13 protein-coding genes and 1 pseudogene are annotated in these 14,016 nt (G+C 63.4%); 7 read left to right on the top strand and 7 right to left on the bottom strand.

Annotated features, from left to right (window positions below):
- Positions 1 to 1,051, top strand: a 1,051-nt coding sequence (locus tag MOV75_RS10030) for a DUF2865 domain-containing protein (RefSeq protein ID WP_247005559.1), incomplete at its 5' end; no start/stop codon positions are given.
- 55 nt (positions 1,052 to 1,106) lie between these two features.
- Here the strand turns inward: MOV75_RS10030 and MOV75_RS10025 are convergent.
- Entirely contained in the window at positions 1,107 to 2,015 is a 909-nt protein-coding gene (locus MOV75_RS10025) for a DUF2189 domain-containing protein (RefSeq protein ID WP_246921529.1), read from the bottom strand.
- A gap of 567 nt (positions 2,016 to 2,582) precedes the next feature.
- Here MOV75_RS10025 and MOV75_RS10020 point away from each other — a divergent pair.
- The 5 genes from MOV75_RS10020 (at position 2,583) to MOV75_RS10000 (ending at position 7,108) form a co-directional block, all read left to right on the top strand.
- A complete protein-coding gene (locus MOV75_RS10020) occupies positions 2,583 to 3,416 on the top strand; it encodes a cytochrome c oxidase subunit II (RefSeq protein ID WP_246921527.1) in 834 nt (277 codons plus the stop codon).
- A 74-nt stretch (positions 3,417 to 3,490) separates the two neighbouring features.
- On the top strand, positions 3,491 to 5,269 hold the full coding sequence (locus MOV75_RS10015) for a cbb3-type cytochrome c oxidase subunit I (RefSeq protein WP_247005557.1): 1,779 nt from the start codon (positions 3,491 to 3,493) through the stop codon (positions 5,267 to 5,269).
- Positions 5,266 to 5,970 (top strand): cytochrome c oxidase subunit 3, encoded by a 705-nt coding sequence (locus tag MOV75_RS10010; protein WP_246921523.1) that lies wholly within the window; start codon positions 5,266 to 5,268, stop codon positions 5,968 to 5,970. Before MOV75_RS10015 ends, MOV75_RS10010 begins: the two co-directional genes overlap by 4 nt.
- 14 nt (positions 5,971 to 5,984) lie before the next feature.
- Complete coding sequence (locus tag MOV75_RS10005) at positions 5,985 to 6,707, top strand: heme-copper oxidase subunit III family protein (RefSeq protein WP_246921521.1); 723 nt, start codon at positions 5,985 to 5,987, stop codon at positions 6,705 to 6,707.
- A gap of 8 nt (positions 6,708 to 6,715) precedes the next feature.
- Entirely contained in the window at positions 6,716 to 7,108 is a 393-nt protein-coding gene (locus MOV75_RS10000; protein ID WP_246921519.1) for a cytochrome C oxidase subunit IV family protein, read from the top strand.
- A gap of 216 nt (positions 7,109 to 7,324) precedes the next feature.
- On the opposite strand, the gene MOV75_RS09995 is transcribed toward MOV75_RS10000, so the two are convergent.
- Genes MOV75_RS09995 through MOV75_RS09985 form a run of 3 tightly spaced genes read right to left on the bottom strand, consistent with a single transcriptional unit; the run spans position 7,325 to position 10,863 of the window.
- Positions 7,325 to 9,082: an NAD+ synthase gene (locus MOV75_RS09995; protein WP_246921517.1), complete on the bottom strand. Its 1,758-nt coding sequence runs from the start codon at positions 9,080 to 9,082 to the stop codon at positions 7,325 to 7,327.
- A 34-nt stretch (positions 9,083 to 9,116) separates the two neighbouring features.
- Positions 9,117 to 9,470, bottom strand: coding sequence for a diacylglycerol kinase (locus MOV75_RS09990; RefSeq protein ID WP_246921514.1), 354 nt, complete (start codon positions 9,468 to 9,470; stop codon positions 9,117 to 9,119).
- 4 nt (positions 9,471 to 9,474) lie between these two features.
- Entirely contained in the window at positions 9,475 to 10,863 is a 1,389-nt protein-coding gene (locus tag MOV75_RS09985) for a class II 3-deoxy-7-phosphoheptulonate synthase (protein ID WP_246921511.1), read from the bottom strand.
- A 180-nt stretch (positions 10,864 to 11,043) separates the two neighbouring features.
- Between MOV75_RS09985 and MOV75_RS09980 the strand changes: the two genes are divergently transcribed.
- Entirely contained in the window at positions 11,044 to 11,940 is an 897-nt protein-coding gene (locus MOV75_RS09980; protein ID WP_246921508.1) for an alpha/beta fold hydrolase, read from the top strand.
- 639 nt (positions 11,941 to 12,579) lie between these two features.
- Here the strand turns inward: MOV75_RS09980 and MOV75_RS09975 are convergent.
- The 3 genes and pseudogenes from MOV75_RS09975 to MOV75_RS09965 all read right to left on the bottom strand — a co-directional run.
- Complete coding sequence (locus MOV75_RS09975; protein WP_246921506.1) at positions 12,580 to 12,843, bottom strand: hypothetical protein; 264 nt, start codon at positions 12,841 to 12,843, stop codon at positions 12,580 to 12,582.
- Between the two features lie 201 nt (positions 12,844 to 13,044).
- Positions 13,045 to 13,626: a TIGR00645 family protein gene (locus MOV75_RS09970; RefSeq protein WP_246921503.1), complete on the bottom strand. Its 582-nt coding sequence runs from the start codon at positions 13,624 to 13,626 to the stop codon at positions 13,045 to 13,047.
- Positions 13,627 to 13,659: 33 nt separating this feature from the next.
- Positions 13,660 to 14,016 (bottom strand): annotated as a pseudogene (locus tag MOV75_RS09965) (TerC family protein); the annotation flags it as partial.

Raw genomic sequence — 14,016 nt, 5'->3', positions numbered from 1 at the left:
CCAGAACGGGCTCGGACCCAATCCGATGTGCGTGCGACTGGAGGGCCAGCTCGCGGCACTGGACCGTGGCGGCGGTGGTGACCCCGCGCGCGAGGAGCAGATCCGCCGTTACCAGGATTCCCAGGCCAAGCAGCAGGCCGAGCTCGACCGCGTCACCATGCAGGCCAAGCGCATGGGCTGCGATTCCTCCGGCTTCTTCTCGCTGTTCAACGGCCAGTCGGCCCAATGCGGCCCGGTCAACACCCAGATCCAGCAGATGCGCGCCAATCTGGACCAGATCACGGGCAATCTCGAGCGCCTGCGCGGCGGCGGCGGCTTCAGCCCCGAGCGCGACAACCAGCGCCGCTCGGTGCTTGCGGCGCTGACGCAGAACAATTGCGGCCCGCAATACGCCAACGCCGCGCAGTCGCAAGGCGGGGGCAACTTCCTGAGCAATCTGTTCGGTGGCAACAACGCGGGCAATCCGCAAGCCGTGCCGCCATCCGATCTCGGGCCGCAATCCGGCACCTACCGTACCGTGTGCGTGCGCACCTGCGACGGTGCTTATTTCCCGGTCTCGTTTGCGACGGTGCCGGCGCGCTTCCCCGACGACGAGAAGACCTGCAAGGCGCTGTGCCCGGCCGCGGAAGCCGTGCTCTACACCCATCGCAATCCCGGCGAAGACATGAACTCCGCGGTCTCGATCGGCGGCCAGCCCTACACGGCGCTGCCGACTGCTTTCAAATTCCGTAGCGAGTTCAACCCGTCCTGCTCCTGCAAGGCCGCAGGACAGACCTGGGCGGACGCGCTGAAATCGGCCGACGACAAGGCGACAGCCGAACAGCAGGGCGACATCATCGTCACCGAGGAGAGCGCCAAGAAGATGCAGCAGCAGCGGCTCAACAAGGGCACGCCTGCCGCCAATGGCAAGAAGGGTGCAGCCTCGGCGCCGACGACAGCCACCGCGCCGGCTCCTACACCGCCGGCGGACACCGGCACGGCTGCGACGAGCTCGGAGAACAAGCCGATCCGCTCGGTCGGGCCGACGTTCCTGCCGCAGCAGCAGAAGTAGGTCGTTCTTCTTTCATGTCTCATGAATGCGGCCGCCACGCGCGGCCGTTTCGCTGTCACTGCTCCCGTTCGCGGCTCCACGGGAAGAGATTGGCCGGAAAGTCCGCTGCGTAGCGCCTTCCCTTCGGGGGCGGTGGCGGTTCGACCGGTGGATTTGGGTTCGGCTCGACCACCCTCCGATAGAGGTGCCAGGTGGCATGACCAAGCACCGGTAGAACGACAGCGAGACCCACGAAGAGCGGTAGCGAGCCGATCACGAGGAGCGCCGCCACGATGAGGCCCCACCCGGCCATCGCAACCGGATTAGCCGCCACCGCCCGGAGCGACGTGCGGATCGCATCGATCGCCGTCGCATGCCGGTCGAGCATCAACGGAAACGACACGACGCTGATGCACAGGGCGACCACCGCAAACAGGAAGCCCACACCACAACCGACGATGATGAGCGACCAACCTTCCGGTGTCGTCAGCACGCGCGCTGCGAAGTCGGGAATGCTTGCAGCCGGCGCGTGACCGAAGATGGTGACGTAGATTGCGTTCGCGACGCCGATCCAGGCCCCGAACAGGACGAGCAGGAGCACGCCGAGCTCGAGCATGGCGCCGAACGATGGTGCGCGCAGCACCTTGACCGCGTCCCATGCATCGGCCTCCTCGCCGCGCTCGCGGCGGCGGCTGAGTTCGTAGAGACCGATCGCGGCAAAGGGACCGATCAAGGCAAATCCGGCGGCCAGCGGAAACAATAGCGGCAGCACCGAATAGCCGAGGACCGCCCTGAACAGGACGAGGCCGAGGACGGGATAAATCACGCACACGACGAGCGCGTGACTTGGCATTGCCTGGAAGTCCTCCCAACCCAGGCGTAGCGCGCCGGTTAGGTCGGACAAACCGATCTTGCGAATGGGATAAGAGGCCGCTTCGCCGAATACGTGCCGCCTTATCATGCCGTGGGAGTACAGAGTGGCCATGAACGCACCTCCCGTGCTGAAAATCGCGATGGCGACGACACGCGCTTTCCAGCTACGCGTGTCCGCTTCACGAGCGAGAAACGCGATGGGCCGAGTACGGCAACTCAGGTTCAGCGAAACGAGCCTGGCCGGACGGGACCCGTCGCGACCTGCCTGGCGAGTTTAGCGCGCATCGAGCCCGGCCGCACTCAAGCTTAGGTGAATTGCAGCTCAGGTGAATTGTGCATCTGCACACATTTTCACGGGTTGCGTCACCTGAGACGTCGCCACGCCTCGGGCGCGCAGCAGGCCTTCCTGCCGGGCGACTACAACACCGACACCACGCCAGCACGCCTATATGCTCTATTGACGCCGGCGTCGGCTGATATCATTTTAAACACAGACGCCCTCAGCTCCGATGAGATTGGTGGTCGCGACCGTTTCCTTGAAATTCGCGGCCGCGGGAATGGGCGAGGCAAGAGGCCGGCGATGGCATAGATGCCAACAAAGAAGAGCTAGCCATCGCGACAGACGTGAGCTCCGCCCTGGATTCGTATCCGCAGCCTTCGATGGCAAGGATGGATCAGGATGGCTGTCGCATTGATACTGCTTCTGGTCGCGATCGGCTCGGTGCTGTTTCACATCTACAGCCCGTGGTGGTGGACGCCGATCGCCACGAACTGGGCCTATATCGACCACACCATCAACATCACGTTCTGGATCACGGGCTTCGTTTTCGTGGCGGTCATCGCGTTCATGGCCTATTGCGTCCTCCGCTTTCACCACAAAGAGGGAAGACGGGCCGACTACAATCCGGAAAACAAAAGGCTCGAATGGTGGCTGAGCGTCGGGACCGGCGTCGGCGTCGCGGCCATGCTGGCGCCTGGCCTCGTGGTCTGGCACCAGTTCGTGACCGTGCCCGCGGATGCCACCGAGGCCGAGGTCATGGGCCAGCAATGGCAATGGAGCTTCCGCCTCCCGGGCAAGGATGGGCGGTTGGGTACATCCGATGTCCGCAACATCGCTTCCGACAATCCGATGGGACTCAATCGCGACGATCCGCATGCGCAGGACGACGTCGTGATCGAGAACGGCGATCTGCACCTTCAGGTGGGAAAGCCGGTCAAGGTTCTTCTCCGCTCGGTTGATGTCCTGCACGATTTCTACGTGCCCGAATTCCGGGCCAAGATGGACATGGTTCCCGGCATGGTGACCTATTTCTGGATAACGCCAATCCGGACCGGAACGTTCGACGTTCTCTGTGCGGAGCTTTGTGGCGCTGCTCACTATCAGATGCGGGCCAAGGTCATCGTCGACGAAGAGCGCGAATATCACGCTTGGCTGGAACAACAGAAGACGTTTGCAAAGTTGTCGCCGGGAAGCGCCGTCGTGAAGGCGAGATATCGATCCGGCGACAAGTAGTGCCGCCGTGAAGATAGATCGAGTGCTTGAGGCCAACGCCTCGCCCCCGATCGAAACGACCAAGGAGGTTTTCTATGGTCGATATTCCATATGACAGGATCGCAGGCATTCCGCCTGCCGAAGTCCCCGACGTCGAGCTCTATCATCCGAGGAGCTGGTGGACACGGTATGTGTTCTCGCAGGACGCCAAGGTCATCGCGATTCAGTACTCGCTGACAGCCTCGGCCATCGGGCTGGTGGCCTTGGTGCTGTCCTGGCTGATGCGACTGCAACTGGGATTCCCCGGCACCTTCTCCTTCATCGATGCCAACCAGTACCTCCAGTTCATCACCATGCACGGCATGATCATGGTGATCTACCTGCTCACCGCGTTGTTCCTCGGCGGCTTCGGCAACTACCTGATCCCCCTCATGGTCGGCGCCCGGGACATGGTCTTCCCCTATGTGAACATGCTGAGCTACTGGGTTTACCTGCTCGCGGTCCTGGTGCTTGCCTCGACATTCTTCGTGCCCGGCGGCCCCACCGGTGCCGGTTGGACGCTGTACCCGCCGCAGGCGATCCTCTCCGGAACGCCCGGGCAGGATTGGGGCATCATTCTCATGATGTCGTCCCTGATCCTGTTCATCATCGGATTCACCATGGGCGGACTGAACTACGTGGTGACGGTGCTGCAGGCGCGCACACGCGGAATGACCCTGATGCGCTTGCCCCTGACGGTGTGGGGCATTTTGACGGCCACCGTCATGGCGTTGCTGGCATTCCCTGCACTCTTCGTTGCCTCGGTCATGCTGCTGCTTGACCGTCTCTTGGGAACCAGCTTCTTCATGCCCTCGCTCGTCGAGATGGGCACGCTCTCGAAATATGGTGGCGGCAGCCCGCTGCTGTTCCAGCACCTGTTCTGGTTCTTTGGCCACCCCGAAGTCTACATCGTCGCCCTGCCCGCCTTCGGCATCGTCTCCGATCTGATCAGCACGCACGCGCGCAAGAACATCTTTGGTTACCGCATGATGGTCTGGGCGATCGTGGCCATCGGCGCGCTCAGCTTCATCGTATGGGCGCACCACATGTATGTGAGCGGCATGTTCCCGCAGTTCGGGTACTTCTTCGCCACCACGACGCTCATCATCGCCATCCCCACCGCGATCAAGGTCTACAACTGGGTGCTGACCCTGTGGCGCGGCGATATTCATCTCAGGGTGCCTATGCTGTTCGCCCTCGGCTTCATCATCACCTTCGTAAATGGTGGGCTGACCGGCCTCTTCCTCGGCAACGTCGTCGTCGACGTGCCCCTCTCGGATACCATGTTCGTGGTTGCTCATTTCCACATGGTGATGGGCGTGGCGCCGATCATGGTCGTGCTCGGCGCGATCTATCATTGGTACCCCAAGGTCACAGGGCGGATGCTGAACGACGCCCTCGGCAAATTTCACTTCTGGGTCACCTTCCTCGGCGCCTACCTGATCTTCTTCCCCATGCACTATCTTGGACTGCTCGGGGTTCCGCGCCGGTATTTCGACCTCGGCGACGCCGCATTCATCCCGCCTTCGGCCCATTCACTGAACGCCTTCATCTCCGTGGTGGCCTTGACCGTCGGCTTCAGCCAAATGGTGTTCCTGTTCAATCTGGTCTGGAGCCTGTTCAAGGGCGAGGCCTCAGGCGGCAATCCGTGGCGGGCGACAACGCTGGAGTGGCAGACGCCGGAGACGCCCCCCGGGCACGGCAACTGGGGCAAGGAGCTCCCGGTCGTCTACCGCTGGGCCTATGACTACAGCGTACCCGGCGCCGAAGAGGACTTCATTCCGCAGAACCAGCCGCCGCGCGCGACACAGGTCGTTGAGGGAGCTGCTTCGTGAGCGCCGTCATCTTGTTCCTGGCTTTGATCGCGGCCATCGCCGGATGGTGGCTGTCGCAGCAGCGGCTCACGGCCAAGCCGTGGCTGGAGGAAGGCCCGGTCGGTCAATTCCCCGGCGGCGATGCCATGACATGGCCGGCGGCGAAGATCGGACTTGGCGTGTTTCTCGCCGTCGCGAGCGCCTTGTTCGTCCTCTTCATCAGCGCGTACTCGATGCGTATGAACGTGGTGGACTGGCGGGCGCTGCCGGTGCCGCGGCTGCTATGGCTCAACACGGGCGTCCTGGTCCTGAGCAGCGTCGCGCTGCAATGGTCGTACGTGGCCGCGCGCCGCCGCGATGCTGAAGGTGTCATGATCGGCCTGATCGCGGGCGGAGCGTCTGCCGTGATCTTCCTCGCCGGACAGCTCCTGGCCTGGCATCAGCTCAACGCGGCCGGATATTTCGTGGCGTCCAATCCGGCCAATTCCTTCTTTTACCTGTTGACCGCGATACACGGGCTGCATCTGACGGGGGGCCTTGTAGCCCTCGGGCGAACCTCGGCCAAGGTGTGGCGCGGCACCGAGATCTCCGACATGCGCTTGGGCGTGGAACTGTGCACCATCTACTGGCACTTCCTACTGCTCGTCTGGCTCGTCCTGCTCGGTCTTCTGACGGGATGGACCGACGATTTCGTCAACATCTGTCGCCAATTGCTGAGCTAGGGAGGCGAGACCAGATGGCAGAGACTGCACTGACAAGTTCGGGCCAATCGCCTGCACGGCTTGAAGGCTGGCGCGGCATCGCCGCCGACTGGGCGTCCGATCAGCGCGCCTTCAAGAACGTGTCCTGGGGCAAGGCCATGATGTGGATCTTCCTCCTCAGCGACACCTTCATCTTCAGTTGCTTCCTGCTCTCCTACATGACGGCGCGCATGTCGACGACCGTGCCGTGGCCCAATCCGAGCGAAGTCTTCGCCCTCACCATCGCCGGCAAGCACGTTCCACTGATCCTGATCGCCATCATGACCTTCATCCTGATCAGTAGCAGCGGCACGATGGCGATGGCCGTCAATTTCGGCTACCGCCGTGATCGCGTCAGAACCGCAATCCTGATGCTGGTCACAGCGGCATTCGGCGCAACCTTCGTCGGAATGCAGGCCTTCGAATGGACCAAGCTGATCATGGAGGGCGTGCGTCCCTGGGGCAATCCGTGGGGCGCAGCGCAGTTCGGTTCAAGCTTTTTCATGATCACCGGCTTCCACGGGACCCATGTGACGATCGGTGTGATCTTCCTCATCGCGATCGCGCGAAAGGTCTGGCGGGGAGACTTCGATGTCGAAAGGCGCGGCTTTTTCACGAGCCGCAAGGGCTATTATGAGATCGTCGAGATCACCGGGCTGTACTGGCACTTCGTCGACCTCGTGTGGGTGTTCATCTTTGCATTGTTCTATCTTTGGTGAGGTCGGGCATGACAAACGCAGCTATACACATGGAAGGCCCGCTCCACGCTGCGGCGCACGGCGCAGTCGCAACAGGAGCTGTGCACGCTAAGGGGCAACAACACCCGATCAAGCTCTACCTCGTGGTCTGGGGCTGGCTGTTTGTCCTCAGCACTTGCTCCTACCTCGTCGACTACTTTGGCCTGCAAGGCTATCTCAGGTGGTCACTGATCCTGTTGTTCATGATGTTGAAGGCAGGCCTGATCGTCGCCGTCTTCATGCACATGGCCTGGGAGCGGCTGGCTCTCGCCTATGCCATCCTGCTGCCTCCGATCGCAGTGCTTGTGTTTGTGACCATCATGGTGCTCGAATCCGAGTACACGCACTTTCTTCGGGTGCTGTTCTTCGCAGCCCCGACGTAGCTGTACGCGAGCCGGCGCCTCGCTCCACTGTCATGCCCGCCACCGGGTCTCGCCTTCGGCGAGCCCGATGACCGACTCCGGCGGGACATCCAGTACTCCGCGGCGGCAGTTGGCTTTCACGATATCCGCCGCGGAGTCCTGGATCATCCGCCTTCGCGGATGATGACGGCATCATGAGCGGCGCGACGGCCTGCCCAACCAGCTCTCAGCCGCCTCTCACCCCTCGAACGCGTCGATTGACGCCCCGCTTCCGCGCGAGACCAGCGTCTCGTCCGGCGCGGCTAGCCCCTCGCCCTTGTCGCGAAAGCGGTTGGTGATGGGATAGCGGCGGTCGCGGCCGAAATTCCGGGGTGTCACCTTCACGCCGGGCGCCGCCTGGCGGCGCTTGTATTCGGCGACGTTGAGCAGATGGTCGATGCGGGTGACTGTCTCGCGATCGAAGCCGGCGGCAATGATTTGATCCAGCGGCTGCTCGCGCTCGACAAGACGCTCCAGGATGGCATCGAGCACCTCGTAAGGCGGCAACGATTCCTGGTCGGTTTGGTTTTCGCGCAGCTCCGCGCTCGGCGGCCGCGTGATGATGTCGGGCGGGATCACCTCGCCGGCAGGCCCGAGCGCGCCGTCGGGCTTCCAGCCGTTGCGCAAGCTCGCCAGCCGAAAAACCTGCGTCTTGTAGATATCCTTGATCGGGTTGAAGCCGCCATTCATGTCGCCATAGAGCGTGGCGTAGCCGACCGACATTTCCGACTTGTTGCCTGTCGTCACCACCATCAGGCCGGTCTTGTTGGAGATCGCCATCAGCAGCGTGCCGCGGGTGCGGGCCTGGAGGTTTTCCTCGGTGATATCAGGCGGCAGATTCTTGAAGAGGCCTGAGAGGATGGTTTCAAAGCCGGTCACGGCTTCCGCGATCGGCAAGACCTCGTAACGGATGCCGAGATGGCCGGCGAGCTCGCCGGCGTCCGCGATCGAGTGTGCTGCTGTGTAGCGATAAGGCAGCATCACGCCGTGCACCTGATCGGCGCCGAGCGCATCGACCGCGATCGCCGCGCACAGTGCGGAATCGATTCCGCCGGAGATGCCGAGCAGCACGCCGGGAAAGCCGTTCTTGGCGACATAGTCGCGCAAGCCCAGCACGCATGCGGCGTAATCGGCCTTGTCGCCCTCGACCTGCTCCGCAATCGGCCCCGCGCAGCGCCAATCGTCGCCGTTCCGGGTAAAACGCAATGTGACGATGCTCTCTTCAAATGCCGGCAGTTGCGCCGCCAGCGAGAGGTCGCCGTTGAGCGCGAAGGAGGCGCCGTCAAATACCAGCTCGTCCTGGCCGCAGACCTGGTTGAGATAGACCAGCGGAAGCCCACTCTCGGTCACGCGTGCCACGGCGACGGACAAGCGCACATCGTTCTTGTCGCGGGCGTAAGGAGAGCTGTTCGGGACCAGAATGATCTCGGCGCCGGTCTCGGCCAGCGTCTCGACCACGTTCTCGTAGTCTTCGGACTCCTCCAGCCAGATGTCCTCGCAGATCGGCACGCCGATGCGCACGCCGCGCACGGTCACGGGACCCGCGGCAGGGCCGCGTGAAAACAGCCGCTTCTCGTCGAACACGCCGTAGTTCGGCAGATTGCATTTGAAGCGCAAGCTCGCGATACGGCCGCCGTCGAGCAGTGCGCAGGCATTGTAGAGCTTGCCATCCTCGACCCAGGGGGTGCCGACCAGCATCGCCGGGCCGCCATCGGCAGTCTCGCGCGCCAGCGCTTCGATCGCGGCGCGGCAGGCAGCCTGGAAAGCCGGCTTCTGCACGAGGTCTTCCGGTGGATAGCCGGCGATGTACAATTCCGGAAACAGCACGAGGTCGGCGCCGTCGGCGATAGCTCGCGCGCGCGCCGAGCGTGCCCTGGCAGCATTGCCCTCGATGTCGCCCAGGGTCGGATTGAGCTGGGCGAGCGTGACCGCGAATGCGTTGAGACGTTCGGCCATGGCGCTCCGATCCCCAAGCTAGAGGAAACCCAGGCTAGAGGAACCCCAGCCGCTCGATAATGGCGATGATCCAGAACGCGCCGGCCATCAACAGCGCCACGCCGACGGCCGCCGAGCCCATGTCCTTGACCCAGCCGATCTGCTTGTCGTGGTCCATGGTCAGGCGGTCGGCGAGTTTTTCAATCGCGGTGTTGAGCAGCTCGACCGTCAGCACGAAGGCGACGGCACAGACCAGCTCGACCGCCCGCATTGCGGTCGCGCCGACGAACCAGGCGAGCGGCACCGACAGCAGGAGCGCAAAGATCTCCTCGCGGACGGCCTGCTCCGACCGAAACGCAAAGGCCAGACCGTTACGGGAATTGATCGTGGCCTTCCATATCCGCAGCAAGGTCTTAGAGCCCCGCTGCGACCGGCATCGGCTTGGGCTTGCCGGCGCGCTCCTGCTTGAGGAGCTCCGCGACCAGGAAAGCCATGTCGATGGATTGCTCGGCATTGAGACGGGGATCGCAGACCGTGTGGTAGCGGTCGTTGAGGTCCTCGTCCGTGATCGCGCGGGCGCCGCCGAGGCATTCGGTGACGTCCTGGCCGGTCATCTCCAGATGCACGCCGCCGGCGTGGGTGCCTTCGGCGGCATGGATCGCGAAGAACGACTTCACTTCGGACAGGATGCGGTCGAACGGCCGCGTCTTGTAGCCCGACGTCGAGGTGATGGTGTTGCCGTGCATGGGATCGCAGGACCAGACCACCACCCGGCCCTCGCGCTTCACGGCGCGGACCATGTTCGGCAGATGCTCGCCGACCTTGTCCGAGCCGAAGCGGCCGATCAGCGTCAGCCGGCCCGGCTCATTGTCGGGGTTGAGCACGTCGATCAGCTTGAGCAGTTCGTCCGGCTTGAGCGACGGGCCGCACTTCAGCCCGATCGGATTCTTGATGCCGCGGAAATACTCGATGTGGCCGTGATCGAGCTGGCGGGTGCGGTCGCCGATCCAGATCATGTGGCCCGAGGTCGCGTACCAGTCGCCGGTGGTGGAATCGACACGGGTCATGGCTTGCTCGTAGCCGAGCAGCAGCGCCTCGTGGCTGGTGTAGAAATCGGTGGCGCGCAGCTCGGGATGAGCCTCGAGATCGAGGCCACAGGCGCGCATGAAATTGAGCGCGTCCGAGATGCGGTCGGCCAGCTCCTTGTAGCGGCGGGACTGCGGTGAATCCTTGAGGAAGCCGAGCATCCATTGATGCACGCTGCCGAGGTTGGCGTAGCCGCCGGTGGCGAAGGCGCGGAGCAGGTTCAACGTCGCGGCCGACTGGCGATAAGCCATCAGCTGGCGTTGCGGATCCGGCACGCGCGCTTCCTTGGTGAAGGCGATGTCGTTGACGATGTCGCCGCGATAGCTCGGCAGCTCGACGCCATCAACCTTCTCGGTCGAGGACGACCGCGGCTTTGCGAACTGGCCGGCGATGCGGCCGACCTTCACCACCGGCACCGCGCCGGCATAGGTCAGCACCACCGCCATCTGCAGCAGCACGCGGAAGAAATCGCGGATGTTGTTGGCGCCGTGCTCGGCAAAGCTCTCGGCGCAGTCGCCGCCCTGGAGCAGGAAGGCTTCGCCCGCCGCAACGCGGCCCAAAGCCTTCTTCAGATTGCGCGCCTCGCCCGCGAACACCAGCGGCGGAAAGGTCGCCAGCTGCGCCTCGACGTCGTTGAGGGCCTTGGCGTCGGGATAGTCGGGCACCTGTAGCACCGGCTTGCTGCGCCAGGACTCGGGCGTCCACCGCTCGGACATCGCAATCTCTCCGTGAAGCGAAAAGTGCAACCTGATCTGTGGGTTGCGAGGGCCGCCTTATACACAGGCTGGCCCCGCCCCGCCAGTTGTAAATCCATTTGGCACTGCAAACCCTTGCGGGGAAAGCCAAATTCGCATTTGCTGGGCGGGCGAGGAAACTGGCAGGATAACCTTGCGCCCATGGACGCGGCACTGGACGACGTTTTCATCGACGAGATCAGCTTCCCGGCGACCGACGGGTATGCGCTGACCGGCACCCTGTTCCTGCCGCGCGGCGCCAAGCGCCACGCCGTGCTGATCAATTCGGCCACCGCGGTCCCGCGCAAGATCTATCGCGGCTTTGCCTCCTATCTCGCCCATCGCGGTTGCGCGGTCCTGACCTACGATTATCGCGGCATCGGCGATTCCCGGCTGCCGGCGATGGTCGGCTACAACCAGCCGAAATCACTGGTCGGCTTCAAGGCCTCGATGTCGGACTGGGCCGCGCTCGACGTCACCGCGGCGGTGCGCTGGATGCGGGAGCGGTATCACGGTCTGCCGCTGGCCTATGTCGGCCATTCCTTCGGCGGCCAGGCGCTGGGGCTGATCGCGAACAACACGGACGTCTCACGCGCCGCGTTCGTTGCCTCGCAGGCCGCAACCTGGCGGCTGATGACCTCGCCGGAAAAATACCGCGTCTTCGCCTTCATGAATTTTGTCGGCGTGCCGCTGGCCCACGCGCTCGGTTATGCGCCGGGCTGGGCCGGCGTCGGCGAGGATCTGCCCAAGGGCGTCTTCCTGCAATGGGCCGAGTGGGTCTCGAATCCCCGCTATCTCTTCGATTCAAAGCTGCCGGCGCTGGATAATTTCGCCAAGTTCAAGGGCGAGTTGCGGGCGCTGTGCTTTTCCGACGATCCCTGGGCAACGCGACCGGCGGTCGAGCTGCTCGCGAGCGGGTTCACTGCGATCAAGCCGGAGGTGCTCAACGTCAAGCCGTCCGACGTCGGCGCCAAGACGATCGGCCATTTCGGCTTCTTCCGCCCCGACCACCGCGACACGCTGTGGCGCGGCGTGGCGGAATGGATTCAGGGGGACTAAGACACACCTTCGCATCCTCGCGGCTCATTTCGCCCGAGCTTTGCTTCGTTGCCTTGCCCTCAATTGAAAGAGGGCGCAGGGAAGGCCGGGAGCCGGTTGGCTCCCGTGGACCGCCATGCCAAGAGCAGATTGCGTGTGCTTCTGCATAGCGGAGAACAGGGCAACCGGAGACATCCCGGCCTTCCCTGCGCAGTGGTTTGACGGCTTATGTCGCGCTCTCCCCGGGGAGCGTTGCACTATTGCCCCCGTCGCCTTGCGGATGGCTGATGCGTGTGCCCGGTTGGGCAGTCCACATCACCGCAACGCTTGGCGCACAGACCCCGGGCGCCAGGACCACACGATTTTGCCGTACGCCGATCACACCGGTCGTGTGCGCGACGACCTTGCTCACGGTTGCCCGCCCCGCAAAACCCTTCGCGCCGATGTCACCTGCGTCCACCGCCGCCCGGCCCGCGTTTCGTGACGATCGCGATACGCCCCTCTTCGTTGGGCCGGATTGCGGCGACACATACGTCAATTCCGAATTTCGGTAAAGTGGAATATTTTCCGCCGCGCGCGTTGACCTACTGGTCGCGTGTTTTGCCCGTCGGGCAACACAAGGCCTTGTACCCAGGATGAACGCCGGCCCGGGGGCTTGAATTAACGGATGATCGTCGTCAGCGACGAGTAACGCTTGTTCGGCTTGGCCTCGCCCGCCGAGAACCGCGCAAACGCATCGCTGACCCGTGCGGCCGGCGAGGTCCCGTCTGCGAAGCGGAATTCCTTCGGCCGCGGCGCGTAGAAGCTGGCGCGGTAGTAGTTGTCGTCGAACCGTACCTCGCCGACGCCGAACAATGCGTCGCAGACGAACAGGAGCGCGTAGACTCCCGCGACCGCAGCGACGACCTCCTTGAGAACAGACATTTTGATGCCCCACCCTTTTGAGGGAGGATGCACGCCGGTTCCAAAGTCCCGGTTTAACGCCGGGCAGTTCTTGTCCGCAGGGTTTGCCGCCACTGAGCGGATTGCAGACAATTTTATCGATCTCGAAAAGAGAGCCCGCCTGAACGGATCAGGCGGGGCCCCAGGCTTGGCCGCTCGGGAGGTCTCAAACGGCCAGATTCATTAGCCGTGGCCGGCCCCCTTGCGGTGGCCGCCGTCGCTGAGGCGGTCGACCCAGGCGATGCCGATTGCCGAGATGATGAAGGTCATGTGGATCAGCACCTGCCACATCACCCCGGTCTCGGTGAAATTGCTGCGCGTGGTGCCGAGATTGCCGGCCTCGATGAACGTCCTGAGCAGCGAGATCGAGGAAATGCCGATGATCGCCATCGCAAGCTTGATCTTGAGCACGCTGGCATTGACGTGGCTGAGCCATTCCGGCTCGTCGGGATGGCCGCTCAGGTTCAGTCGCGAAACGAAGGTCTCATAGCCGCCGACGATCACCATGATCAGAAGGTTCGAGATCATGACGACGTCGATCAGCCCGAGCACGACCAGCATGATCTGCTGCTCGCTGGCGTCGAACGAGTGCGCAACCAGGTGCCAGAGCTCTTTCAGAAACAGCAGCACATAGACGGCTTGCGCGACGATCAGGCCGACATAGAGCGGCACCTGCAGCCAGCGCGAGCCAAAGATGAGCTGGGCGAACAGGCCGAGCCGTGGCGGCACGGCCTTCGCCGAAGGTGCTTTGGGTTCGGACGTCATGAATCACTCCGGATTGCGGCAGGAATTGTCGCGTCAGAGACTCGCGATGGCGGGAGCGAGTTCCAGCGAGCCCCGATAGATCATCTCGAACGCGACGTAAATGATAATGGCGAGACCGACATAGGCGATCCAGCGCTGCTTCTGGAGCACGCGGCCGAGCAGATCGGCGGCGACGCCCATCATGGCGACCGACAGCAACAGGCCGAAGGCGAGGATGTAGGGATGCTCGCGCGCAGCGCCCGCAACCGCAAGCACGTTGTCGAGCGACATCGAGACGTCGGCAGCGACGATCTGAACCGCGGCCTGGCCGAAGGTCTTTTGCTTCACGGGCGCGGCATCCGCGCCGCCGCCATGGCTGAACGCGAGTTGCCGCGAATGCGCCGCCTGCTC

The organism is Bradyrhizobium sp. PRIMUS42, from assembly GCF_023006515.1.
GTDB lineage: Bacteria > Pseudomonadota > Alphaproteobacteria > Rhizobiales > Xanthobacteraceae > Bradyrhizobium.
This window is presented reverse-complemented; position numbering and strand designations above follow the sequence as displayed.

Bases quoted from the DNA above. Each gene is read 5' to 3' on its own strand.
- MOV75_RS10025 (WP_246921529.1), bottom strand. From the start codon at position 2,015: ATGGCCACTCTGTACTCCCACGGCATGATAAGGCGGCACGTATTCGGC.
- MOV75_RS10020 (WP_246921527.1), top strand. From the start codon at position 2,583: ATGGCTGTCGCATTGATACTGCTTCTGGTCGCGATCGGCTCGGTGCTG.
- MOV75_RS10015 (WP_247005557.1), top strand. From the start codon at position 3,491: ATGGTCGATATTCCATATGACAGGATCGCAGGCATTCCGCCTGCCGAA.
- MOV75_RS10005 (WP_246921521.1), top strand. From the start codon at position 5,985: ATGGCAGAGACTGCACTGACAAGTTCGGGCCAATCGCCTGCACGGCTT.
- MOV75_RS10000 (WP_246921519.1), top strand. From the start codon at position 6,716: ATGACAAACGCAGCTATACACATGGAAGGCCCGCTCCACGCTGCGGCG.
- MOV75_RS09995 (WP_246921517.1), bottom strand. From the start codon at position 9,082: ATGGCCGAACGTCTCAACGCATTCGCGGTCACGCTCGCCCAGCTCAAT.
- MOV75_RS09985 (WP_246921511.1), bottom strand. From the start codon at position 10,863: ATGTCCGAGCGGTGGACGCCCGAGTCCTGGCGCAGCAAGCCGGTGCTA.
- MOV75_RS09980 (WP_246921508.1), top strand. From the start codon at position 11,044: ATGGACGCGGCACTGGACGACGTTTTCATCGACGAGATCAGCTTCCCG.
- MOV75_RS09975 (WP_246921506.1), bottom strand. From the start codon at position 12,843: ATGTCTGTTCTCAAGGAGGTCGTCGCTGCGGTCGCGGGAGTCTACGCG.
- MOV75_RS09970 (WP_246921503.1), bottom strand. From the start codon at position 13,626: ATGACGTCCGAACCCAAAGCACCTTCGGCGAAGGCCGTGCCGCCACGG.